19 protein-coding genes are annotated in these 22,295 nt (G+C 72.9%); 9 read left to right on the plus strand and 10 right to left on the minus strand.

What is annotated here, in order from left to right:
* From ABZY44_RS21075 to ABZY44_RS21090, 4 genes are all read right to left on the minus strand, one after another.
* The coding region (locus ABZY44_RS21075; RefSeq protein WP_356655969.1) for a homocysteine S-methyltransferase family protein at positions 1–351 on the minus strand (351 nt) is incomplete at its 3' end.
* A complete protein-coding gene (locus ABZY44_RS21080) occupies positions 351–1,334 on the minus strand; it encodes a carbohydrate kinase family protein (protein ID WP_356655971.1) in 984 nt (327 codons plus the stop codon). The genes ABZY44_RS21080 and ABZY44_RS21075, both read right to left, overlap by 1 nt.
* 56 nt (positions 1,335–1,390) lie before the next feature.
* Positions 1,391–2,599, minus strand: a complete 1,209-nt coding sequence (gene metK / locus ABZY44_RS21085; protein WP_356655973.1) for a methionine adenosyltransferase — start codon at positions 2,597–2,599, stop codon at positions 1,391–1,393.
* Positions 2,600–2,766: 167 nt separating this feature from the next.
* Positions 2,767–4,539: an MFS transporter gene (locus tag ABZY44_RS21090; protein WP_356655975.1), complete on the minus strand. Its 1,773-nt coding sequence runs from the start codon at positions 4,537–4,539 to the stop codon at positions 2,767–2,769.
* A gap of 191 nt (positions 4,540–4,730) precedes the next feature.
* On the opposite strand from ABZY44_RS21090, the gene ABZY44_RS21095 reads away from it, so the two are divergent.
* Together ABZY44_RS21095 and ABZY44_RS21100 are read left to right on the plus strand one after the other, a co-directional pair.
* On the plus strand, positions 4,731–5,426 hold the full coding sequence (locus ABZY44_RS21095; protein ID WP_356655977.1) for an N-acyl homoserine lactonase family protein: 696 nt from the start codon (positions 4,731–4,733) through the stop codon (positions 5,424–5,426).
* A gap of 11 nt (positions 5,427–5,437) precedes the next feature.
* Positions 5,438–5,764, plus strand: a complete 327-nt coding sequence (locus ABZY44_RS21100) for an antibiotic biosynthesis monooxygenase family protein (RefSeq protein ID WP_356655979.1) — start codon at positions 5,438–5,440, stop codon at positions 5,762–5,764.
* 66 nt (positions 5,765–5,830) lie between these two features.
* Here ABZY44_RS21100 and ABZY44_RS21105 read toward each other — a convergent pair whose 3' ends face one another.
* From ABZY44_RS21105 to ABZY44_RS21125, 5 genes are read right to left on the minus strand one after another with little or no spacing between them, the layout of a single operon-like run.
* Positions 5,831–6,238: a cupin domain-containing protein gene (locus tag ABZY44_RS21105; RefSeq protein WP_356655981.1), complete on the minus strand. Its 408-nt coding sequence runs from the start codon at positions 6,236–6,238 to the stop codon at positions 5,831–5,833.
* Complete coding sequence (locus ABZY44_RS21110) at positions 6,235–8,106, minus strand: AMP-binding protein (RefSeq protein ID WP_356655983.1); 1,872 nt, start codon at positions 8,104–8,106, stop codon at positions 6,235–6,237. Before ABZY44_RS21110 ends, ABZY44_RS21105 begins: the two co-directional genes overlap by 4 nt.
* Entirely contained in the window at positions 8,103–11,441 is a 3,339-nt protein-coding gene (locus ABZY44_RS21115; RefSeq protein WP_356655985.1) for an FAD/NAD(P)-binding protein, read from the minus strand. Before ABZY44_RS21115 ends, ABZY44_RS21110 begins: the two co-directional genes overlap by 4 nt.
* Entirely contained in the window at positions 11,438–11,971 is a 534-nt protein-coding gene (locus ABZY44_RS21120) for a cobalamin-dependent protein (RefSeq protein ID WP_356655987.1), read from the minus strand. Before ABZY44_RS21120 ends, ABZY44_RS21115 begins: the two co-directional genes overlap by 4 nt.
* A 39-nt stretch (positions 11,972–12,010) precedes the next feature.
* Positions 12,011–12,970 (minus strand): hypothetical protein, encoded by a 960-nt coding sequence (locus tag ABZY44_RS21125; protein WP_356655989.1) that lies wholly within the window; start codon positions 12,968–12,970, stop codon positions 12,011–12,013.
* A gap of 250 nt (positions 12,971–13,220) precedes the next feature.
* On the opposite strand from ABZY44_RS21125, the gene ABZY44_RS21130 reads away from it, so the two are divergent.
* From ABZY44_RS21130 to ABZY44_RS21140, 3 genes are all read left to right on the plus strand, one after another.
* Complete coding sequence (locus tag ABZY44_RS21130; RefSeq protein WP_356655991.1) at positions 13,221–13,973, plus strand: SDR family NAD(P)-dependent oxidoreductase; 753 nt, start codon at positions 13,221–13,223, stop codon at positions 13,971–13,973.
* Positions 13,974–14,076: 103 nt separating this feature from the next.
* A complete protein-coding gene (locus ABZY44_RS21135) occupies positions 14,077–15,516 on the plus strand; it encodes a multicopper oxidase domain-containing protein (RefSeq protein WP_356655993.1) in 1,440 nt (479 codons plus the stop codon).
* 56 nt (positions 15,517–15,572) lie between these two features.
* Positions 15,573–16,766, plus strand: coding sequence for a cytochrome P450 (locus ABZY44_RS21140; protein WP_356655995.1), 1,194 nt, complete (start codon positions 15,573–15,575; stop codon positions 16,764–16,766).
* Here ABZY44_RS21140 and ABZY44_RS21145 read toward each other — a convergent pair.
* Positions 16,741–17,358 (minus strand): MarR family transcriptional regulator, encoded by a 618-nt coding sequence (locus tag ABZY44_RS21145; protein ID WP_356655997.1) that lies wholly within the window; start codon positions 17,356–17,358, stop codon positions 16,741–16,743. The two genes, ABZY44_RS21140 and ABZY44_RS21145, sit on opposite strands and share 26 nt — an antisense overlap.
* A gap of 98 nt (positions 17,359–17,456) precedes the next feature.
* Here ABZY44_RS21145 and ABZY44_RS21150 point away from each other — a divergent pair, with 98 nt between their 5' ends.
* The 4 genes from ABZY44_RS21150 (at position 17,457) to ABZY44_RS21165 (ending at position 22,295) form a co-directional block, all read left to right on the plus strand.
* A complete protein-coding gene (locus ABZY44_RS21150) occupies positions 17,457–17,945 on the plus strand; it encodes an SRPBCC family protein (protein WP_356655999.1) in 489 nt (162 codons plus the stop codon).
* Between the two features lie 359 nt (positions 17,946–18,304).
* Positions 18,305–19,657: a hypothetical protein gene (locus ABZY44_RS21155; protein ID WP_356656001.1), complete on the plus strand. Its 1,353-nt coding sequence runs from the start codon at positions 18,305–18,307 to the stop codon at positions 19,655–19,657.
* 50 nt (positions 19,658–19,707) lie between these two features.
* Positions 19,708–20,514, plus strand: coding sequence for a hypothetical protein (locus tag ABZY44_RS21160; protein ID WP_356656003.1), 807 nt, complete (start codon positions 19,708–19,710; stop codon positions 20,512–20,514).
* A complete protein-coding gene (locus ABZY44_RS21165; protein WP_356656005.1) occupies positions 20,514–22,295 on the plus strand; it encodes a hypothetical protein in 1,782 nt (593 codons plus the stop codon). Before ABZY44_RS21160 ends, ABZY44_RS21165 begins: the two co-directional genes overlap by 1 nt.

Genomic DNA, 22,295 nt, shown 5'->3' on the forward strand with positions numbered 1-22,295 from the left:
CGTGAACTCGTCGGCGACCTCCCGCGCGATCCGGGCACCCGCCACCGACAGCTCGTGATTGCGCTCCGCGATGTCGTACTCGGCCAGCGCCGCGTAATTCGTGCCGAAGGTGTTGGTCTCCACGCAGTCCACACCGACCGCGAAGTACTCCCGGTGCACGTTCGCCACGATGTCCGGACGCGTGACGTTCAGGACCTCGTTGCAGCCCTCGAGCTGCTGGAAGTCCTCCATCGTCGGGTCCTGCGCCTGGAGCATCGTCCCCATCGCCCCGTCGGCCACCACCACACGGGTCGCCAGCGCTTGGCGGAGCGCCGCGACCCGGTCGGCCCGCGCCATCGTTTCCGCCGTCATCACAGCGCCCGCAGCCGGTGCGCGAGGTTGCCCACCGCGGCCGCGCCGTACCCGGCGGTCAGCCGCTCCAGGAGCGCCCCCGGGTCGAGCGCGTACTCCTGGGTGCCGCGGGACTCGAGTGCCAGCGCCGCCACCCCGCTGCCCAGCCGGGCCGCGTCCTCGTGCCCCAGACCCCAGGCCAGTGCGGCCAGGAAACCCGAGCGGAAGGCGTCGCCCGCACCGGTCGGGTCGACCGTCTTCACGGAGGGCAGCGGGGGGACGCTCACCGGCGCCGCGTCGGCGCGGGAAATGAGCGATCCCTTGGAACCGTGGGTGGTGACCCAGGTCCCGACCCGGGCCAGGATCTGCTGCTCGGTCCAGCCGGAGCGCTCCTGGATGAGCACGGACTCGTACGCGTTGGTGAACAGGTGGCGCGGCCCTTCGAGCAGCGCGCGCACCTCGTCCCGCTCCAGGCGGGCCAGCTGCTGCGAGGGGTCGGCGACGAACGGGATCCCCAGGGCGACGCAGTCCCGGGTGTGGCGCAGCATCGCCGCGGGGTCGTTCGGGGAGACGACGACGAGGTCGACGGCGCCGGTGCGCCGCACGAGTTCCCCGAGGTCGATCTTGTGCGCCTCGGCCATCGCACCGGCGTAGAAGAAGCCGATCTGGTTCTGCTCGGTGTCCGAGGCGCACACGAAGCGGGCGGTGTGCAGGGTCTCGCTGACGCGCACGCCGTCGGTGTCGACCCCGTGCTCCTTGAGCCAGAGCTGGTGGTGGTCGCCGAAGTCCACCCCGGCGGCGCCGACCAGCAGCGGCGCCAGGCCGAGCGAGCCGAGCCCGAAGGCGATGTTGGCGGCCACACCGCCGTGGCGGATCTCCAGCTCGTCCGTCAGCAGGGAGAGCGAGATCTTGTCCAGCTGCTCCGCGATGAGCTGATCGGCGAATTTTCGCGGAAAGGCCATCAGATGGTCTGTGGCGATGGAACCTGTCACTGCGATGCGCATGTCTGCTCTCCTCTGCCGGCACGATGGGCGGCCGCGAGTCGCTCGTCGGGATGGCTTCAGAGGCCGGCGGCCTCGCGCAGCTGCTGCGCGCGGTCGGTGCGTTCCCAGGTGAAGTCCGGAAGCTCGCGGCCGAAGTGGCCGTAGGCGGCGGTCTGGGCGTAGATCGGGCGGAGCAGGTCGAGGTCGCGGATGATCGCGGCCGGACGCAGGTCGAAGACCCCGTCGATGGCGTCCTGGATCTTCTGGACGGGGACCCGGTGCGTGCCGAAGGTCTCGACGAAGAGGCCTACGGGCTCGGCCTTGCCGATGGCGTAGGCGACCTGGACCTCGCAGCGTGAGGCGAGGCCGGCGGCGACGACGTTTTTCGCGACCCAGCGCATGGCGTAGGCGGCGGAGCGGTCGACCTTGGAGGGGTCCTTGCCGGAGAAGGCGCCGCCGCCGTGGCGGGCCATGCCGCCGTAGGTGTCGATGATGATCTTGCGGCCGGTGAGGCCGGCGTCGCCCATCGGGCCGCCGATCTCGAAGCGCCCGGTCGGGTTGACCAGCAGGCGGTAGCCCTCGGTCTCCAGCTTGATGCCGTCCTCGACGAGCTGCGCGAGCACGTGCTCCACGACGAACGCGCGGATGTCGGGGGTGAGCAGGGCGTCGAGGTCGATGTCGGCGGCGTGCTGGGTGGAGACGACGACGGTGTCGAGGCGGACGGGCTTGTCGCCGTCGTACTCGATGGTGACCTGGGTCTTGCCGTCGGGGCGCAGGTAGGGGACGGTGCCGTCCTTGCGGACCTCGGTCAGGCGGCGCGAGAGGCGGTGCGCGATGTGGATCGGGAGCGGCATGAGCTCGGGGGTCTCGTCGGTCGCGTAGCCGAACATCAGGCCCTGGTCGCCTGCGCCCTGCTTGTCGAGCTCGTCCTCATCGCCTTCGACCCGCTTCTCGTACGCGGTGTCCACGCCCTGCGCGATGTCGGGGGACTGCGCGCCGATGGACACCGACACGCCGCAGGAGGCGCCGTCGAAGCCCTTGGCGGACGAGTCGTAGCCGATCTCCAGGATCGCCTCGCGGACGAGGGCGGGGATGTCGGCGTAGGCGCTGGTGGTGACCTCTCCGGCCACGTGCACCTGCCCTGTGGTGATCAGGGTTTCGACGGCCACGCGGGCCGTGGCGTCGTCCCGCAGGATCGCGTCGAGGATGGAGTCGCTGATCCTGTCGGCAATCTTGTCGGGGTGGCCTTCGGTCACGGACTCCGAGGTAAACAGGCGCAGGGACACGGACCCTCCAATGGGAAGCCAACCGGGCTTTGTCGGTCGGGCCAGGGTGGAGGCCCGTTCTTCAAAGTGACTCGAAGGCTGCTGAAGCCCGTGGACGCACAGGACCCCGGACCCGAGCGGCATGCGCTCGGGTCCGGGGTCCGCGGCCGAAAGGGCGGTGCGGGAGGTCAGCTCTCGCCGGCGGCACGGACCGCCTGCGGTACCTCTTCGCTCGCTCCGTCGGCAGGGGCGGCGCCCTCGTCGCCGCCGGCCCATTCGGGCTCCCGCGGCCGCTTCGGCAGCAGGAACGTCAGCAGGAAGCCCAGGGCGATGACGCCCACTTCGTACCAGAGGACCTTGCCGGTCGCCTTGGCGTAGCCTTCCTCGCGCGCCTTCACGGACGCGTCGGCCAGCACCTTGCCGACCTTCTCGGCCGCCCCGGCGGGCACCGCCGCATCGGGGACGATGCGCGCGCAGGCCTCGGGGACCTGCCCCGAGTCGCCCTCGTCCGAGCTCGCCTTCGCACAGGCACGGAAGTTGACCGCGATCTGGTCCTGTGCGGACTCCGCCACTCCGACGGCGGCGAGCTCCTTGCGTAGCTGCGGCAGCGCGGCGTCGGCGCCCGGCACCGCCTGCGAGGTGAGCAGGTTGAAGAAGAGGACGCCGATCACGGCGACACCGGCCGCCGCGCCCAGCTGGTCGGCGGTGCTGAGGACGCCCGAGCCGGAGCCCGCGTGCTCCACCGGCACCCCGCCGAGGACGATGTCCACGACCGGGGAGATGACGAAGCCGAGGCCGAGGCCGAGCACCGTGAGCGAGGGAGCCAGGTTCCAGCCGCCCACGTCGGCGCCGTAGTGGTTGATGGTCCAGATCAGGGCGACCATGCCGACACCCATGATCACCATGCCGATGCTGAGCACCTTGCGGCCCATCTTGAGCGCGAGCACCGCGGAGAAGGAAGCGGTGATCATCGCGCCGAAGGAGAACGGGATGGTGGCCAGACCGGAGGCCAGCGGCGAGAAGCCGAGGCCGACCTGGAGGTACAGGGTGAAGGGGAAGAACAGACCGGCGATGATCGCGAAGAAGCTCAGCATCACGACGAGGCCGGCCACGAAGGACCGCTCCTTGAAGAGACTGGGCTCCACGAGCGCAGAACCGTCGCGCGCCGCCTTGCGGACCTCGTACACACCGAAGACCACGAACAGCGGGATCGAGCAGGCCATCGCGATGAACGTCCACGCGGGCCAGCCGGATTCGCCGCCCTGGATCAGCGGGAACAGCAGGGCCAGCAGGGCGGCCGTGATCAGCGCGACGCCGACCAGGTCCAGCCGCTTGATGTGATCGGAGCGCGATTCGCGCACGTACATCGCGACACCGATCAGCGCGACGATGCCGATCGGCACGTTCACCAGGAAGATCGGCCGCCAGGACCAGCCGAACAGGTCGGCGTTGACCAGGACGCCGCCGAGCAGCGGGCCGATCATCGCGGCGATCCCGGACAGGGCACCGAACAGGCCGAAAACAGCCGCTCGTTCCTTCGGCGGGAACGCCACCTGGAAGATCGAGAGGCCTTGTGTCATCACCATGGCGCCGCCGAAGCCCTGCAGCACCCGGGCGGCGATCAGCATCTCCGTGCTCTGCGCGACACCGCACAGCAGCGACGCGAGCACGAACGAGACGATGCCCGCCGTCAGCAGGCGCTTGCGTCCGAGCATGTCGCCGACCCGGCCGACCGTGATCAGGCTGAGGGCGAAGGTGAGGGTGTAGGCGGCGGCAACCCACTGGAGCGCGGCCTTGCCCGCTCCCAGATCCGTCTGCAGCACGGGAAGCGCCACGTTCACGATCGTCGTGTCGATCAGGTCGAGGGCGATGGCCACGAGGATCACGGTGGCTGCACGCCACCGTTGCGGATCGGGCTCCGTCTCCCCTTCTTGGTACACCTTGTTCTCCGCCTCGGTCACGGTGGCTCTCCTTGATAGACGAGTGGCCGTCAGCAGTGTGGCGATGGCGACTCGAGGCGCGCTAGAGAGCGTGCCGACCTGTTCCGGCCACGACGGCGCCCCCGGGGACGGGCTCCATCGGGAGTCGAGGGGCTACCCCGACCATGCCCCCGGGCAGCGGCGCCGGCCGCTCCGGAAGGGGACGTGCGGACATGAGGCTGTACCTGCTGAGGCTGGGCACCATCGCCGGACTGGAGGCGCCGGTACCCGGCTATCTGATCCGTACCGACGAGGGCGTGAACGTCCTCGTCGACACCGGCGCCCCCGTCGACCCGTCGCCCGGCGCACGCATCCGCGTGGACGCCGGCCAGGACGTGGTGACCACGCTCGCTACGCTCGGACTGACGGCCGACGACATCTCCTACGTGGTCTGCTCGCACCTGGACCCCGACCACGCCGGCTTCCACGCGTCCTTCCCCGGCGCCGAGTTCGTCATCCAGCGCGCGCACCTCGAGCTCGCCCGCTCCGGAACCGACCCGCGCTTCGAGGCCACCCGCGCCCTGTGGGACCTCCCGCAGCTGACCTACCGGACCGTCGACGGCGACACCGAACTGCTGCCCGGCATCGAGCTGCTGGAATCCGGCGGCCACGTCCCCGGCCACCAGTCGGTACTGGTGCGCCTGCCCGACACGGGCCCGGTGCTGCTGGCCGTCGACGCCATCCCCATGGCCATCGCCATGGACCCGGACGACCGGCCCGTCTTCCCCTTCGACCAGGACGAGAAGGCGGTCCGCGAGAGCACCCGCAAGCTCATCGGGGTCGCCTTCGACGAGAACGCCCTGATCGTCCACGGCCACGACGCCAAGCAGTGGGAGTCGCTGCGCGTGGCCCCCGAGTACTACGCGTAGGAGGAATCCGCATGAGCGGCGAACGCATCCGGGTGGTCATCTACCTCCGCGCCCCCGAGGGCGAGGCGGAGCAGCTGGAGAAGACCTACCGCGAGATCAGCTGGGTACGGGGAGAGGGCGGGGGCACCGCGATCGCGGGCCTGGTCCGCAGCGAGCTGCTCCGGGACGTCGACCGGCCCGGCGAATACCTGCTGCACAGCGAGTGGGAGACCCTCGAGGCCTACCGCACCTGGCAGTTCGGACCCGACCACAAGGACAACCCCTCGGCGCTGCGGCCCTACCAGGACCGCTCCCGCGGCCGGCACTACGCCGTCTACGGGATCACCTCCGAGGACTGACCCCCCGTCCGGAACGCACGGAGGCCGCCCGAGCACCCGCTCGGGCGGCCTCCGTCGTGTACGGCGTCAGTCGACGGGCTCGGCCGGCTCCACCGGCGCCTCCCACACGACCAGCATGAGCGCGCCCTGCTCGGTGCGCGGCGCGTGCACGCTGCCCGGAGGCATGACGAGCATCGAATGCGCCGGGTGGCGGCCGTCCTCGGTGATCAGCTCGCCCTCCAGCACCAGGATGATCTCGAAGCTCGTGTGCCGGTGCGGGGCCGCGCTGGCACCCGGGTGGTACCGGACCAGGGAGGCGGCGGGGCCGCCCGGCCCGGTCTGCGCGGTCGTGTAGAGCGGGAACACCTCCACCCCGACCCTGCCGTCGGCGGTCATCGGCGTGAACTTCAGCTTCCGCTCCAGCTCGCCCGGCCGGTCCAGTCCCTCGACCAGCAACGGCGCGGCGGCCGGAGTGTCGTTCTGCGTGACGGTCATCTCGTCGGTTCCCCAGTTCCTCGCGGTGCCACGGATGTCGACGGTGTAGCCGGTGCCGCCCGGGTGCCGGTGGAGCCGGGGGAGCCGACGGCGCCGGCGGCCGACGGGACGCCGCCCGCGCGCGACGGGTGCGGGGCGTCGGCCGCGGGCCTGGCGTACAGCTCCCGGACCGCCTGGCGGCGGATCTTGGACGAGGCCGTGCGCGGCAGACCGGCCGCGAACCGCAGCCGCTCCGGCCGGGCCACCGAGGACAGCGCCAGGGCGGCGTGCGCCAGGATCTCCGCGGCCAGCGCCCCGTCCGGCTCGTGCCCCGGAGCCGGGACCACCACGGCCAGCGGCACCAGACCGCCCTCGGGATGGGCCACCGGCACCACGGCCACCTCGGCGACCGCCGGATGGGTGCGCAACGCCGCCTCCGCCTCGTACGGCGAGACCCGGTGCCCGTAGGACTTGAACACGTCGTCGCGCCGCCCCAGCACGCGGATCCACCCGTCGCCCGTCCGCTCCCCGAGGTCCCCGGTCGCGTACCGGCCCTGCCCGAGCACCCGTTCGGTGCGCTCGGGATCCTCCAGATAGCCGGCCATCACCCCGACCGGCCGCTCACCGTCGAGCTCGACGCAGATCTCGCCGGACTCGCCCGGCTCCCCGCTCTCGGGGTCGCACAGGACGATCCGGTAGCCCGGCAGCGGCCTGCCGAGCAGGCCGGGCCGGGGCGCCGTGCCCGGGGTGGTGCCGATCAGGGCGGTGGTCTCGGTCTGCCCGTAGCCGTCGCGCACCGGGACTCCCCAGGCGGAGCGGATCTCGTCCGCGAGGCCCGGCGGCAGCGGTTCCCCCGCGCTGGTGGCCTCGCGCAGCCGGGGGGCCGCCGCGCCGAGGTGCGGCCGCAGGGCCTGCCACAGGCTCGGCGGAGCACAGAAGCTGTCCGCCGCCCGGTCGCGCAGGATCCCCGGGAGGAGGGCGGGATCCGGCGGGCCCTCGGGCAGCGCCACGATCGTGGCCTCCGCGTTCCACGGCACGAAGAAGCTGCTCCAGGAGTGCTTGGCCCAGCCGGGGGAGGAGACGTTGACGTGCCGGTCGCCCGGCAGCAGCCCGTTCCAGTAGAGGCTGGAGAGGTGCCCCGCGGGGTAGCTGAGGTGCGTGTGCGCCACCAGCTTGGGCGCCGCGGTCGTCCCCGAGGTGAAGTAGCAGAACGCCACGTCCTGCGACGGGGTCGGCCCGTCCGGGAGGAACCGGCCCGTCTCGCCGTCCGCGTCGCGGTAGTCCGTCCAGCCGGGGACCGCGCCGGAGACGCAGATCCGTACCCCGGGCACCTCCGCGCCCGCGAAGACGCCCGCCGACGGGGCCCGGCACACCACGTGGTCGATGCGGCCCCGGACGACCCGGTCGGCGGCCTCCGCGGAGGTCAGCTCCGGATGGCACGGCACCAGCACCGCGCCGGTCTTCATCCCGGCGAGCAGCACCTCCCACAGCTCCCGCTGGGTCCCGAGGACCACCATGAGGCGGTCGCCGCGGCGCACGCCGAGACCGGTCAGCCAAACGGCCACCGCGTCCGAGCGCCGCGACAGCTCCTCGTACGAGACGCTTTCGGCGCCGCCGTCCCGGTCCAGCAGCTCCAGCGCCGCACCGCCATTGCCCGCCGCGACCACGTCGAACCACTCCAGCGCCCAGTTGAAGTGCTCCGGGCGCGGCCAGCGGAAGAGCCCGGCCGCGGTGTCGAGGTCCTCGCGGTGGCGCAGCAGCAGGTCCCGGGCGGCCCGGAAGCCGTCGGAGGCCGCGGTACGCCGCGCCGCCCAGTAAGGGGCGGCGTCGGCGTCCTCGACGGGAGGTGCGGGGCGCGCCCGCGCCGGTAAGGACGCCCGCGCGGTCACCGCTGGTCCTCCTCGTCCTCGGCGGAGAGGATGCCCCGCCAGCGCTTGCCGACCACCAGGCCGCTGTACTCGCTGCCCTGCCTGCGGGCCCCGGCCAGCGCGTCCTCGGCGATCGCGTCGGCGTCGTTCAGGAACTCGCCCCAGACCCCGGGCCGCGCGCTGCCCACCTGGGTGAACCAGCGGGTGAACTCGGCCGGGATGCCCAGGACGTAGACGCCCTCCTCGGGGCGTCCGTCGGCGCGCACCGGGTGGAACGGGGAGCCGGTGACGTGCACCCCGCCGGTGGCGAACTCCTCGCCGTCGTGGTCCCGGTTGACGTAGGCGGTCAGTAAGCCGGACTCGTAGAGCCGCGAGTTCAGACCGCCCGGCCTGCGGCGCAGGTCGGGTTCGGGTATGCGGGCGTCGACCACCGCGTCCAGCAGGGTGAGGCTGCCGGCCACCTGTGGGGACTCGATCGTGAACCGTCCGGCGCCGGACGCCGCCCCCGGGTCGGCGGCGAAGCGCACGCCCGGCCCCGCGATCCGCAGTACGCCCGACTCCATCAGCGCGAGGACCTCGTACAGCCGGACCATCGGCGGCCCCGTCGTCAGCTGCGAGACGAGCGGCACGAACTCCTGGAGGAAGTCCCGGCTGTGGGAGGCCGGCGTGAGCCCGGAGAAGTCCACGGCGGTGCGGATCACCCCGCGCACATCGCGGATGGCGTCCAGGCAGGCCTTCACCGGGCCCTCGGAATTGCCCTCCCGCGCCAGCTCCAGGTCCTTGAGCAGGAAGGAGACCAGCTCCCTCTGGAACTCCTCGGCCCCGGCGAAGCGGCGGCCGCGGAACGGCCGCGCCCAGGCCTCGATGTCCACCGGGGGCAGGTCGCCCATGCCCCGGTGGGCGGCCACCCGGGCCAGTACGACCCCCGGGTCGCCCGGGTCGTGCAGGACGACGTCCTGCACCTCGTTGGCGAACTTCTCCGCGATGTCGGGACCGTAGAGGCCCTTGAGGTAGGTGGAGTAGTAGACCAGCCCCACCTCGGTCAGCAGCCAGGGCAGCACGTCGCGCCGGAAGTCCAGGCGCCCGCGGTCGCGCAGGGCGCGCATCCGCTCGTGCGTGAACAGCCGCGGACGGTAGGTGTAGTGGGGTCCCTTCTGATTGCGGCCCCGGGCCAGCAGCGGCACCCCGCCGCGCGAACCCGCGACCAGCTGCGGCTCCCGCCCGCTGGGGAGGTAGCGCAGCCCCTCCGCCCCGCCGCCGTTCGCGACGTAGCGGCCGCCACGGCCGGTGGTGAGCGCGGAGACCACGTCGTAGAAGGACAGCCCGAGGCCGAGGATGCCGACACGGGATCCCGGCTCGATGCCGTCCAGCGGCATGTCGATCGCCGAGTCGCCGCGCACGTAGCGCAGGTGGGGGTGGTCGTCGGCGAACGCGGCCAGCTCCTGCTGGTCGGAGCGGAGCTCGGGCAGCGGGTGCCCGGTCGCCAGGACCACGCGGTCGGCCCGCAGGTGACGGCCGTCGCTCAGGGAGAGCAGGTACCCGCCGTCCGGCTCCTTCTCCATGGCTTCGACGGACTGCCCCGATATCCGGCGCAGCCGCAGGACGTCGGCCGGAAGACCCTGCTCGACGCGGTCCAGCGCGTAGGAGAGGTAGCGGCCGTAGACGGCGCGCGAGGCGCACTCGTCCGCGTCGGCCGCCTCCGGGTCGATGGTGCGCCACCACTCGTACAGCGAGGGTCCCGCGCCGGCCCGGTGCGGGCCGCCGTCGGGCCGGCCCGAGAAGATGGTGACCTCGCCCGACACCGTGTTCATCAGGGACCAGTCGGGCTGGTCGGTCCGCCAGATCCGCCCGGTGCCGACCTGGTGGGCGTCCACGGCGTAGACCTCCACCGGACGCCCCGGCGGCTTCTCCGCGAGACGGGCGGCGAGCCGTTCGAGCACGGACAGGCCCCGCGGCCCCGCGCCCACCACGGCGATGCGGTACGGCTCCTCGTCCTTGGCGTCGGGCAGTTCGAGCGGGGCGCCCGTCCAGTCGGCCTCCGCGGCGGCGTCCAGACCCAGCAGGTCGTGGCGGTCGGCGGTGTACCGGAGCATCTGCAGGAGGCGGTCGGCGGTGACCGCGCCCTGCGGCGCCGTGCGGCGGGCCGCCGGCAGCGGAAGCCGGCCGGTCCGGGTCCAGTACAGCCGGCCCTCGCCGTCGATGGCCGCCTGCGTCAGGCCCTTGTTGTCCTCGTGCAGGCAGAACGGCACGTCCAGGATCCCGGCCGAGAAGGCCCGTACCAGCGCCTCGCCCACGTCCCCGCTCAGCGAGAGGGTCGCCTCGATCAGTGCGCGGGCCTCGGCCAGCACCTCGCCCGGGTCGACCTCGTGGCCCCAGGGGATCTGGCTCTCGGAACGGGCGCGGGAGGAGAGGGCCGAGGCGGAGCGCAGTGAGGCCAGGTTCTCCTCGACGGTGGGCAGCCGGATGGCCTCCACCGGCGTCTTGACGATCATCCGCTGGGCGCCGCCCCGCACGGCGAGTTCGGCGCTGCGGTCCATCAGGAGCTGCGCGCCCTGCTGGGTGCCGGGGAAGACGCCCATGTACGTGTAGAGCACGATGTGCCAGTCGATGCCCTCGGGCAGCCATTCGGCGGCCAGCATGCGCAGGGCGGTGAGCGCCTCGACGTCCTGGCGCACGTCGGTCTGCTGCGCGTAGCTCAGCGAGACGCTCGGGACCCCCTGCTGGGCGAAGAAGAGCGCTTCGAGCAGGCTCATCGCGACGAGGAGGGACGGCGGGCACAGCTGCCCCATCAGGCAGCCGCCGAAGGTCTCCAGATGGGCGCGCAGGCCGCCCGCGCTGCTGAGTTCCGCGAACTCCGAAGTCGCCTCGCGCCAGTTGGCGACGGAGGTGGCCAGCGGGGTCCGGCCGTAGGGCAGGCAGTACGAGACCGGGCCGCCCTCGCTCGCGGACAGCCCGGCCTCGACCATCGTCCGGAAGATCGCCCGGGGGGTGGCCGAGCCGTGCCGGACCTGGACCGGCCGGCCCGCGCCCTCGGCGGCCACCCTGATGGTGGTCCGCGGCCCGTGGACCACGATGGGGAAGCCGTTGAGCCCGTTGCCCGCGGCGAGCGCCGCCCGCGCGTGGTCGTGCTCGCCGACGCGCGTGTAGGCGTCGAGGGTGATCGTCCCCACCGTGGGGAAGGGCAGCGAACGGACGGCGCGCAGTCCGGCCGCCATCGTGTCGGCGTCCGCCATGCCCATGCGCGGCTGGACCACCAGCCAGCCCGCGGCCGCCGACCGCCGTACGAAGTCCCCCAGGTCGGCGGGGCGGTCGCCCTCGGCAGGGCCGTTGCCCCCGTGCGGAAGCATCTGCGTCATAGCGCTCTTCCCTCCGTCGCGCGGTGCTGCTCCGGCCTGGCCTCGGCGCTGCGCTCCGCCGGCAGGGACAGGGCGGCCTCGGGGGTCCCGCCGGGCAGCGAACCGAGCAGCCGGCTGACCAGGGAGGGGTCCGCGGTGTCGGTGAACACCGCGTCGAACCCGGCCTCTACGAGCTCCTGGGCGGCCTGGTCGCCGGTGCCGCCCGTGATCCCCAGCTTGCCGCCGATGATCACCGGGGTCGCCCCGGCCACCGCGTCAGCGCGGAGCGCGCGGATCAGCCGGGCGCCGTCGAGGCAGCCGTGGCCGTTGACGGTGCTGATGACCACTGCGTCGGGGCGGATCCTGCGCACCGAGTCGATCAGCAGCTGGTCGGGGACGCACGGTCCGAGATTGACGACCTCATTGCCCATCTCCTCGAGCAGAAGCTGCAGGAAGACGAGATTCCAGGTATGGGAATCCGAGGAGACCGTAGACAGCAGGATCCGCCGCCGTCCGTCTCGTGGGACCACCGTCCTCATATGTGTGCTCATCTCTCTCTCGTGGACTGATGAAGGACAGGCAACGGCACGTCAGCGCAGGGTGATGAGCTTCCACATGCCTTCGAACGCCCGCTTGATCAGCGTTTCACGGTTACTGATGAAGGAGGTCACCAGGTACTGCCCGGGCTCAAGTGACTGGGAGAGAACCGCAGTCGAGCCGGGGGAGAGGGGGGTGATTCCGGACGGAACACCGCTGAACGGGTACACGGACGGCTGTTGGCCGTGGGCCAGCGCGTCCATGCACGCGGCGACGTCGGCGGCACTGGCCCCCGGGGTCACCCGCAGGAACATCACCTCGTTGAGCTGAGAGGTCTGGTTCACGACGGTGAACTCGCCCCGCGCGTCCAGGGTGTTGCCGATCAGGTAGCGGCCGAGCGGGCCCTCGTCGTACGCGGCGATGAGTTCCGGGGCCCAGCGCGGAACCGCGACGGCGGCGCGCGTCGGCGCGCCGACCCGGATGCTGCGCACGAGCTCGGGGCGGGCCGGGTCCAGCAGCGTGTAGTCGAGCAGGTGGTACGTGCCGGGGGTGAGGATCCAGGAGATCTCGATCTTCCCGCTGGCCTTGGTGACGGCGGGCCCGCCGAAGTACTGGGCCTCGGAATCGATCAGCGCCAGCGCGGCGTGCCGCTCCGCCGGGTCCTTGGAGGTGGCGGCGGTCTGGTAGTGCGTCAGGAAGGCCGTCAGGGTGACGCCGGCGCGCAGCCGGACGAGCCCCAGCGGGCGCTGGACCTTCTCGTCCGTGGTGCTCGCCGAAAGGGTCACCGGACCCGCGGGCACCCGGTCCGTGGTCAGCCGGATCCCGTCGACGGTGGCGACGGCGCCGATCACGGCCGTGTCGGAGCGGTGGCGTTCCTCCTGCCCGCCGTGGGCCAGGGCGGGGGTGGCCGGCAGCAGGATCGCGGCCCCCGCGCCCATGCCGATCAATAGTCTGCGTCGTGCGAGTCCGTGCCCAGAACCCTGCGAGTCCGCGGCGCTTGGGGTCGCGTGCATCTGCGGTTCCTCCTCCGTCCCGGCCATGCCGGCCGCGACGCTGCTGGCACCCGGGGGTGCGGATTGGTTGTCCGGGATGCGGCATGTTCCGCAGAGCGCCTCAAGAGCGACTTCAGGCCTTATCGAGAGCGGGGCCCGCCACGGGGCCGCGCGGGGCTCCCGTACGAGACCGGATGCAGGCGTTCTCTAGCGGTCTTCGGCACGATGCGGCGGGTCACGAGAACCGGCGACACGCCCAGCAGGAGGCTCCATGTCCACCCGTACCGCGGTCGTCACCGGTGCGAGCAGCGGGATCGGCGCCGCGACCGCGCGCCGGCTCGCCGCCGAGGGCTACCGGGTGGTGCTCACCGCGCGGCGCAAGGACCGCGTCGAGGCGCTCGCCGAGGAGCTGGCCGGGGCCGGGCACGAGGCCGTGGCACACGCCCTGGACGTCACCGACCGCCGGGCGGTACGGCACTTCGCGGACGGCCTCGACCGGGTGGACGTCCTGCTGAACATCGCGGGCGGGGCGATCGGCACCGAGACCGTCGCCGAGGCCGACCCGGACGACTGGACGGCGATGTTCGCGGTGAACGTGGTCGGGGCCCTGCACGTCACCCAGGCGCTGCTGCCCGCCCTCGTCGCCTCCGGCGACGGCACCGTGCTCGTCCTCTCCTCCACGGCCGGCCTCCTGCCCTACGAGGGCGGCGGCGGCTACGTGGCCGCCAAGCACGGCGCGCACGCCCTGGCCGGCACGCTGCGGCTGGAACTGTGCGGCAGCCCCGTCCGGGTCATCGAGGTCGCGCCCGGCCTCGTCCACACCGAGGAGTTCGCGCTCAACCGGTTCCGCGGCGACGCCGAGCGGGCCGCCGCGGTGTACGACGGCGTCGCACAGCCGCTGACCGCCCAGGACGTCGCCGACACCGTGGCCTGGGCGGTGACCCGTCCCAGCCACGTCAACATCGACCTGCTGGTGGTCCGGCCGCGCGCCCAGGCGGCCCACCACAAGATCCACCGCGGCTGAGAACCGACCCCCGCGCGGCCGGTGCGCACCATCGGCGCTCTAGTGCGGAGCGAGCCGACTCGGCCTGAATGCGCTGAGGAGACACCCGGGAAGAGGAGAGAGCGTGCTGACGCGCAGACAACTGATCAAGGCAGGCGCAGCCACCGGTCTGATCGCGGCGGCGGCCCCCGCCGGGGTCGCCCTCGCCGGCACCACGGCCGCGGCCGGACCGGCGAGCCTCTTCGCCGTACCCCTGCGGATACCCAAGGTGCTGCGCCCCGCGTCCCACGGGCGCGGCGGCGGGGCCTGGGCCGGGTACGACGTCTACCGGCTGACGACCAGCGAGGTGGAGAAGACCATCTTCGCGGGCACCCGGACGAAGATGCGGCTCTTCAACGGCGAGCTGATGCCGGTCATCCGGGCCACCCGCGGCCGGCCCGTCGTCATCGAGCAGGTCAACGCCCTCGACGTGCCCTTCTCCATGCACCTGCATGGCGGCCACGTCCCGGCGACCTCTGACGGCCACCCCAACAACCAGGTGTCGCCCGGCGGCAACAGGGTCTTCTACTACCCCAACAGCCAGCGCGCCTCGACGATGTGGATGCACGACCACTCCCACGACGCGCACGCCGAGAACATCTACCGCGGTCTCGCCGCCTCGTACATCCTCACGGACGACTTCGAGGAGCGGCTCCCGCTGCCCAAGGGCCAGTACGACGTGCCGCTGCACCTGCGCGACGCGCAGTTCGCCGAGGACGGCACCCTGGTCTACGACCCGGACGGCTTCATGAAGCGCCCGACGATCCTGGTGAACGGCGCCCCGCGCCCGTACTACGAGGTCGCCGCGCGCAAGTACCGCTTCCGGCTGGCGAACACCTCCAACGAGCGCGCGTTCCTGCTCCAGCTCGGCGAGGGCGACGAGATGACGCACATCGGCTCCGACGGCGGCCTGCTGCCCGCCCCGGTGTCCGCGCGCGTGCTGGAGATCTGGCCCGCCGAGCGCCAGGAGATCGTCATCGACTTCTCGCGCTACCCGGTCGGCTCGAAGATCGTCCTGCGCAACCTCATCGGCTTCGCCGGCGAGGCCCCCGAGGTCATGCGCTTCGACGTCGTGCGCCGGGCCGCCGACCCGAGCCGCGTGCCCGACGCCCTGCGGCCGAACCCGGACATCGGCACGCCCACCGTGGAGCGCAAGTTCGTCATGAACTTCGACCCGGCGACCGGCCACCACCTGATCAACGGGCAGCACTTCGACGTCAACCGGGTGGACCTGCGCCCCAAGCTCGGGGTCACCGAGCTGTGGACCGTCGAGAACACCGACGTCCGCTTCGGCATCCCGCACTCCATGCACACGCACCTGGAGCACTTCCAGGTCGTGGAGCGCGACGGCGCGGCGCCCCCGCCCGGCGAGGCGGGCCTGAAGGACACAGTCACGGTGATGCCCGGCAAGACCGTCAAGTTCAAGATCAAATTCACCGACTACGCCGGGCTGTTCATGTTCCACTGCCACCTGATGGGCCATCTCAACATGGGCATGATGGGCCAGATGGCTGTGGAGAACTGACCCCGCCACCTCCTGAACGCGCCGCACGTCAACGAATCCTCTCTGGGAGGAAGGCTGTGTCCGACGACACCGGGGGGCTGCGCTTCCCGTTCCAGCTCAGTCAGCTCTTCACCCCGCCACCGGAGTTCCAGCAGCTGCGCGAGACCTGTCCGGTGGCCCGGGTGGAGCTGCCGACCGGGGACTGGGCCTGGATCGCCACGCAGTACGAAGACGTGCGCGCGGTACTCAACGACGCCCGGCTGAGCCGCGCGGCCGCCACCCGTCCGGGGGCCCCGCGGCTCGGCCCGGCCAGTCCCGAGCCGGACTCCATCATGGCGATGGACCCGCCCGACCACACCCGGCTGCGCCGGCTGCTCGCCTCGGTGTTCACGGGCCGGCAGGCGGAGCGGATGCGGGAGGGCATCGTCCGTACCACCGAGGAACTCCTCGACGTCATGGAGGAGTCCGGGCAGCCCGCCGACCTGGTCCCGCTCCTGGCCCGGCCGCTGCCGATCACGGTCATCTGCGACCTCCTCGGCGTCCCCGAGGCCGACCGGGAGGCGTTCCGCGACTGGACCGACGCGGCGCTGACGCTCGCGCCGAGCGCGGCCGGCGCGGTCACCGACGCCAGGACCCGGCTGGCCGAGTACCTCGCGGAGCTCGTCGAGGTGAAGCGCCGGGTGCCCGGTGAGGACCTGCTGAGCACCCTGGTCGAGGCGCAGGCGCAGGACCGGGTGAGCCCCGGCGAGCTGATCGCCGCCGCGGCGACCCTGATCACCGCCGGCTACCACACGGTGGCCAACTCCTTCGCGAACTCGATGGTGGCGCTGCTGCGCCACCCCGAACAGCTCGACCCCCTGCGCGGGGCGGCGCAGTTCCCGCTCGCCGCCGTGGAGGAACTGCTGCGCTGGACCCCCGGGCCGGTCAGCGGAGGCACGATCCGGATCGCCACCGAGGAGGTCAAGGTCGGCTCCGTGATCGTCAAGCCCGGTGAGGCCGTCATCCCCTCGACGGCCTCCGCCAACCGGGACGGGGCCGTCTTCCCCGGCGCGGACGAGCTGGACCTCACCCGGGCGGAGAACCGGCACATCGCCTTCGGCCACGGCATCCACCGCTGCCTGGGCGCGCCCCTCGCCCGCATCGAGCTCCAAGTGGCCTTCGGGGCCCTGCTGCGCCGCTTCCCGGGGCTGCGGCTCGCGGTTGCGGAGGAGGAGCTCGTCTGGGGTGGCGGCATGATCCGCGGGGTCAGCTCGCTACCCGTCGCCTGGTGACGGGACCGGACGGCGGGACCTCGGGGGAGGAGGCAGGGGCGGGCCCGGGTGCGGCCGGGGCCGCCCCTCCCCGGCCTGCCCGGCCGGCCGCGGGGCCACTGGTCCGGCCGCCCGCGGGGACCCCGCCGGGGATCTCCCGGGTCACTTCCCTGAGCAGCTGGTTCACCCGCGAGGTGAACGCGTCGAGCACCTCGAGCTGCGCGTCGTCGTACGAATCCAGCAGCGCGCGCATGGCGTCCTTGAGCGGGAGGAACGCCTCGGCGACCTCCTGCTCGCGGCGTCCCGTGGACACGACGATCACCCTGCGGCGGTCCTCGGGATCGCGCACCCGCTCGATGAATCCGGCCCGTTCCATCCGGTCGAGCACCGCCGTCGTCGCCGACGTGCTCATTCCCGTGATCTCGGCGAGCCGCCCCGCCGTCAGCCGGGGCTCGGTTCTCGCCAGGTCCACGCACTTCATGTCCGTCGGGTTCAGACCGAAGTGCTGGGCGATGGCCTGGTGGAGCAGCTGGCCGCGCCCGCCGTTGTCGCGCACCCCGTCCTCGATCCGGGCAATCAGCTCTGACCTGGGGGTACTTGGAAGAGTTGACATGTGGCACCTCCGGGAGCACCATTTATTTCGATGAATCGAGATTTCCCATCCATGGAGAAGTCCCACGTGCAGGAATAGCTTAACGATGAGGGGAAGCCATGAACATGTCGATGGCGGAGCAGGCCAAGTGGATCGTCACGGGGACCGTGGACGCGCCGGCCGAGCAGGTGGCCCAGGTCCTGCTGGACGTCCGGGAGGGCGACGCCGGGGTGGAGGGCAACGCCCTGGTGCTCGCCGGTGACCACGCCAAGGAGAGCGGCGGGCTGACGCTCGAAGGCGGCCCCGTGAAGTTCACCGGCCGGTTCGGCGACTCGGGCGAGGACTACCTGGAGGTCACCGTCGACCGCGAGGCGCACAGCGTACGCGTGCAGACCTGGTACGGGGGCACCTACACCGTCGAACCGGCCGACGGGGGCACCCAGCTCGTCCTGCGCGTCCACAACCTGGTGCCGAACTCCAGCCGGTTCGGCCAGAAGGTCGCCCAGATCGGCGTCGAAGCCCGGCTCGAGCGGCGCCTCCAGGCCGTACTGACCGCCATCGGCGAGCGCCTCGGCTGCGCCACCCGCGTCGGCGCGGCCCTGAAGTAGCCGCACCCGCGGCAGCCGGCACCACGGCGCCGGCACCACGGCGCCGGCACCACGGCGCCGGCACCACGGCGCCGGCGCCACTCGTACGGCGCCACTCGTACGGACGCCGCCGCACGCCGCGCCGAGGCAGCCGCATCCGGCCACGACCGGCCCACGGCCGCCGTGGCCCCAGCAGCCACAGCCATCCGGGTTCTCCATTCCCCCGCGGACCCGGATGGCTGTGCCGCGCCCGGGGCACGGCGGCCGCTCCGGCGTACGTTCCGGCCGTCAAGGCCTTCTTAAGCCAATCGCGAGGTCGCGGTGTGAGTCTCTGCGCGACCGACCGGCCGCCTGGCCGGGCGGTGTACGAGGAGGCATGCATGAGAAAGGACCGACCGGGCCGCGTCCGGGCCGCGTGCGCAGCGATGCTGGGCACCGCGCTCACGCTCGTCGCGGTGGCCGCCGCCCCCGCGCCCGCCGCAGGACGGATCGGCCCCGCCACGACCGACGACACGCTGCTCGTGAGCGTGGGCGTGGGCGGGCAGCCGGCCAACGGCCCCAGCGAGAGGGCCTCGATCAGCGGCGACGGGCGCCTGGTCGTCTTCGCCTCGCACGCCAGCAACCTGGTCCGCGGAGACCGCAACGACTGCAGCGACATCTTCCTGCGTGACGTGAACCGCGGCACCACCACGCGTGTGAACGCGGGTCTGCACGGCGCCGAGTCCAACGGCTGCACCGGCATCGACCCGATCATCAGCGCGAACGGGCGCTACGTCGTCTACTCCGCCGACTCCACCAACCTGGTGTCCGGCGGCACCGACGGCAAGTCCCACATCTTCCGTACGGACCTGTGCACCGGCCAGACCGTCCTCGTCTCGGCGGCGGCCGACGGCACCCAGGGCAACGGCGACAGCATGCGTCCGACGATCACCGCCGACGGACGGTACGTCGCCTTCGCGACCTCCGCCGACAACCTGATCCCCGGCGACACCCCCGCCAGCGTGTGGGACACCGTGGTCCGCGACATGAACACCGGCACGGTCGTCCGCACCAGCCGGGCCGCCGACGGAACCCCCGGCGACGCCGCCTCCGACGGCACCCAGATCAGCGCCGACGGAAAATTCGTCACCTTCTTCTCCAACGCGACGAACCTCGCGCCCGGAGACACCAACCACAAGGTCGACGAGTTCCTGCACGAGCTCGCCACCGGAAGGACCACCCGGCTGTCGGTGTCGCCCGCGGGCGTCGAGTCGGACCAGATCACCATCGGCGGCACGATCAGTGACGACAACCGCTACACCGTGCTCAACTCCCACGCCACGAACCTGACGGCGCAGAGCCCGGCGACCGGCCAGAACCACACCTACCTGCAGGACCTGCAGACCGGTGAGCTGCGCCTGATCGACAAGGGCGCCGACGGGGTGCCCGCCCCCGGCGGCACGTTCTGGGCCAGCATCACCGGCGACGCCCTGCACGTCCCGATGTCCTCCTCCGGCCCCAACCTGGTCGGCGGCGACACCAACAACGTCCGCGACATCTTCGTCGCCGACCTGCCCGGCGGCGAGCTGCGCCGCGAGAGCGTCTCCACCACGGGCGAACAGGGCAACGCGGCCAGCTACTTCCCGGAGGCCGACCAGGACGCCTCCACCGTGGTGTTCACCTCGTACGCCACCAACCTGACGGCCGGTGACACCAACGGCCAGCCCGACATCTTCGTCCGCCGGCACCCGTGACCCCGGCTCCCACCACCGACACGACCGACACGCAGAAAGGGACGCACACCATGGGGATCACCCTCGGCGGGCGCAGGCGCGCCGCCGCACTCGCAGCGACGTTCGCGCTGCTGACCGGCGGCCTCGCCGCAGGCATCGCGCAGGGCGCGACCGGTTCCGAGACGGCCGCCACCACGGTCCCCGGCACGGTCGTGGTCAAGGAGGACGCACACGGCAAGGTGTTCACCGCCGAGGCCTCGGTGCGCAACAAGCGCGACCTGGTCGCGGAGGTCCAAAAGCGCCGCGCCGAGCACCAGAAGGCGCCCAAGGCACCGGCCCCCGCGGCCCCGGCCGTGGCCGCCGACGACGGCGGCGGCCACGGGGACCAGAGCGGCTTCCCCGTCCGCGACCAGTGGCTGAACTCCACGCGGTCCGAGCGGATCAACGTCCCGGGCGGCGGCCAGGGCGAGCTCGTCGCGTCCGGCGCCAGCTTCGTCAAGGTGCCGTTCATGGAGTACTACGCCATCTTCACGGACACCTCCTCGGACGTGGCCTGGCTCGGCACCCGCCCCTTCAACGCCGACAGCATCGAGCACACCGACAACTGGCGGATCGGTTCCGTCGGCGCCCCGTTCTGGGTGGTCGGCGCGCCGCAGGGCGCGACCGTCAGGAGCACCGGCAGCCTCGCCGAGGCGAGCTGGAGCACCAGCGTGCAGAACAACTGGTACAGCGAGCACGCCTACGACCAGGTCTCCTTCTACCCGCCCAGCCAGGACGACTACTCCAACGTCTTCCGGATCAGCCACTCGGTCACCGGAACCTTCCAGTTCGGTTCCTCCTTCTTCACCGTGACGAGCCAGGACAGGGCCTACAGCTGATGCCCACCGCCCACCGGCGCCCGCACCGCTCCCCTCGGGGAGCGGTGCGGGCGCGTTGCGCCGCCGCGCTCCTCGCCGCCGTGGCCGCCGTCAGCGCCTGCTCCCCGCAGCCGGACGGCGCCGCGGCCGGGCGGGAGGCCGGCCGGTCCGTCGCACCCGCCGCCGTTCCCCCCGTGGACACCGCCGCCCTGCTCCTCGACTCCTGGGTGAGCGACGGCGGGCGCGGCTGGTTCGTGGACGGCGCCCAGTCCGCCGCGAACTCCCCCTTCTCCCTCTACGAGACCTCCTGGCGCTTGCGCCTGGCCGCGCAGGCCGCGACCCCGGACGTCCACGTGGACCCGGCCCGGCTCGCCCTGTGGACCGGCGGCGCCCAAGAGGGCCGGATGGCTTCCTCGGGCCTGCCCGCCGTCGCCCAGGTCGGACTTGCCGTGGACGCCCTCCTCACGGCCGGCGGCGGCCCCGACCGCGAACGCGTCGCCCGCACGCTGGAATCCCTGCGCACCGGCGGCGGCTACCGGACCGGCCCGGCCGCCGCCGCCGCCGACCCCGGCTCCACCGCCGTGGCCGTACGCGCCCTCACGCGCCTCGGCCTGCCCGTGCCCGCCCCGGTCCGCGAGGCCAACCGCGCCGCCCTGGCGGCCCTGACCCCCCGCGACACCGCCCAGAACCCCAACGTCGCCGCGGCCCTGCTGCAGAGCGCCGGGCTGCTGCGCGGCTCCGCCGCGGTGCCCCCGCACACCGCGGAGCTCGTCACCGCGACCCACCGCGCGCTCACCGCGCTCGGCGCCGACCCGGTCCGCCTCGTCTCCGAGGCCGCCCTGCGCGACGCCGCCGGGCAACTGGGCGTGGCCCTGCCCGCGTTCGACCCCGCAGCCTGCGCCGGTCTGGTCCGCCCGGACGGCGGCATCGCCCTGCCCGGCGCCACCCGCAGCGATCCGCAGGCGACCTCCGCCGCGCTGGGCCTGGGCTGCCCCGGGGTGCGGGCGCCGGACGCCGGCGCGCACTCCCGGGCCGGCTGGCCCGCGGAACAGGCCGCCGACGGCGCCCTGGGCGCCACCGCCGCCGCCGTCGCGCTCGCCGCACGGAACGGGAGCACGGCCGAGTTCGCCCCCGGCCTCGAGCGGCAGGTCCGCGAGGTCTGGCTGCCCGCCGCGGCCGGCCGCAAGGCCCCGTACGACACGGCCGCGCTGGTGGAACGCGTCGACCTGCGCCTGATCTCCAAAGCCCTGGGCGCCGAGGCCGCCCGCGCCGTCGACGAGGCGCTGCCCGCCCCCTCCGTGACCGGCCTGAAGCCCGAGGACGACGCCCGGCTGCTCCTGACCGCCGTCGACCTGGGCGGATCCCCCGACGCCGGGGCCCTCGTCTGCGAAGCCGGTTCGGTCTACCGCACGGCCGCTACGGCCGCCGCCGCGCGCACCGCCCCGGACGCCGGACACTCGGTCGTCCGCGCCGCCTGGCTGCGGGCCGCCGCAGAACGGTGCGGCGATCCGGAGCTGGCCCGCCAGGCGGCGGCCGAGGCCTCCGCCCAGCGGGTGGCCGACGGCGTCTACCGCGCCGGCAAGGACGCCTCCTTCGAGGCCTCGGTCCTGGGCGTCTGGGCGGAGCGCCCGAGCACGGACGCAGCGGCCGGCTGGACCAGCGCGGGCCTCTGCTCGGGCGACCGCTGCGCGGAGACCCCCCAGTCCCTCACCACGGCCGACCACACCCCCCTGCGCACCCTCGCCACCCTGCGTGCGGCCCGCACGGGCGACTACGCGACCCTCTTCCCCCTGGCGTTCTGA

The organism is Streptomyces sp. NPDC006544, from assembly GCF_040611715.1.
In the GTDB taxonomy this organism is placed as follows: Bacteria; Actinomycetota; Actinomycetes; order Streptomycetales; family Streptomycetaceae; genus Streptomyces.

What these genes read in the sequence shown, in the direction of transcription:
- ABZY44_RS21105 (WP_356655981.1), bottom strand. Translation starts at nt 6,238, where the DNA reads ATGACCGTCACGCAGAACGACACTCCGGCCGCCGCGCCGTTGCTGGTC.
- ABZY44_RS21145 (WP_356655997.1), bottom strand. Translation starts at nt 17,358, where the DNA reads ATGTCAACTCTTCCAAGTACCCCCAGGTCAGAGCTGATTGCCCGGATC.
- ABZY44_RS21150 (WP_356655999.1), top strand. Translation starts at nt 17,457, where the DNA reads ATGAACATGTCGATGGCGGAGCAGGCCAAGTGGATCGTCACGGGGACC.
- ABZY44_RS21095 (WP_356655977.1), top strand. Translation starts at nt 4,731, where the DNA reads ATGAGGCTGTACCTGCTGAGGCTGGGCACCATCGCCGGACTGGAGGCG.
- ABZY44_RS21120 (WP_356655987.1), bottom strand. Translation starts at nt 11,971, where the DNA reads ATGAGCACACATATGAGGACGGTGGTCCCACGAGACGGACGGCGGCGG.
- ABZY44_RS21080 (WP_356655971.1), bottom strand. Translation starts at nt 1,334, where the DNA reads ATGCGCATCGCAGTGACAGGTTCCATCGCCACAGACCATCTGATGGCC.
- ABZY44_RS21125 (WP_356655989.1), bottom strand. Translation starts at nt 12,970, where the DNA reads ATGCACGCGACCCCAAGCGCCGCGGACTCGCAGGGTTCTGGGCACGGA.
- ABZY44_RS21100 (WP_356655979.1), top strand. Translation starts at nt 5,438, where the DNA reads ATGAGCGGCGAACGCATCCGGGTGGTCATCTACCTCCGCGCCCCCGAG.
- ABZY44_RS21130 (WP_356655991.1), top strand. Translation starts at nt 13,221, where the DNA reads ATGTCCACCCGTACCGCGGTCGTCACCGGTGCGAGCAGCGGGATCGGC.
- ABZY44_RS21155 (WP_356656001.1), top strand. Translation starts at nt 18,305, where the DNA reads ATGAGAAAGGACCGACCGGGCCGCGTCCGGGCCGCGTGCGCAGCGATG.
- ABZY44_RS21165 (WP_356656005.1), top strand. Translation starts at nt 20,514, where the DNA reads ATGCCCACCGCCCACCGGCGCCCGCACCGCTCCCCTCGGGGAGCGGTG.
- ABZY44_RS21160 (WP_356656003.1), top strand. Translation starts at nt 19,708, where the DNA reads ATGGGGATCACCCTCGGCGGGCGCAGGCGCGCCGCCGCACTCGCAGCG.
- ABZY44_RS21115 (WP_356655985.1), bottom strand. Translation starts at nt 11,441, where the DNA reads ATGACGCAGATGCTTCCGCACGGGGGCAACGGCCCTGCCGAGGGCGAC.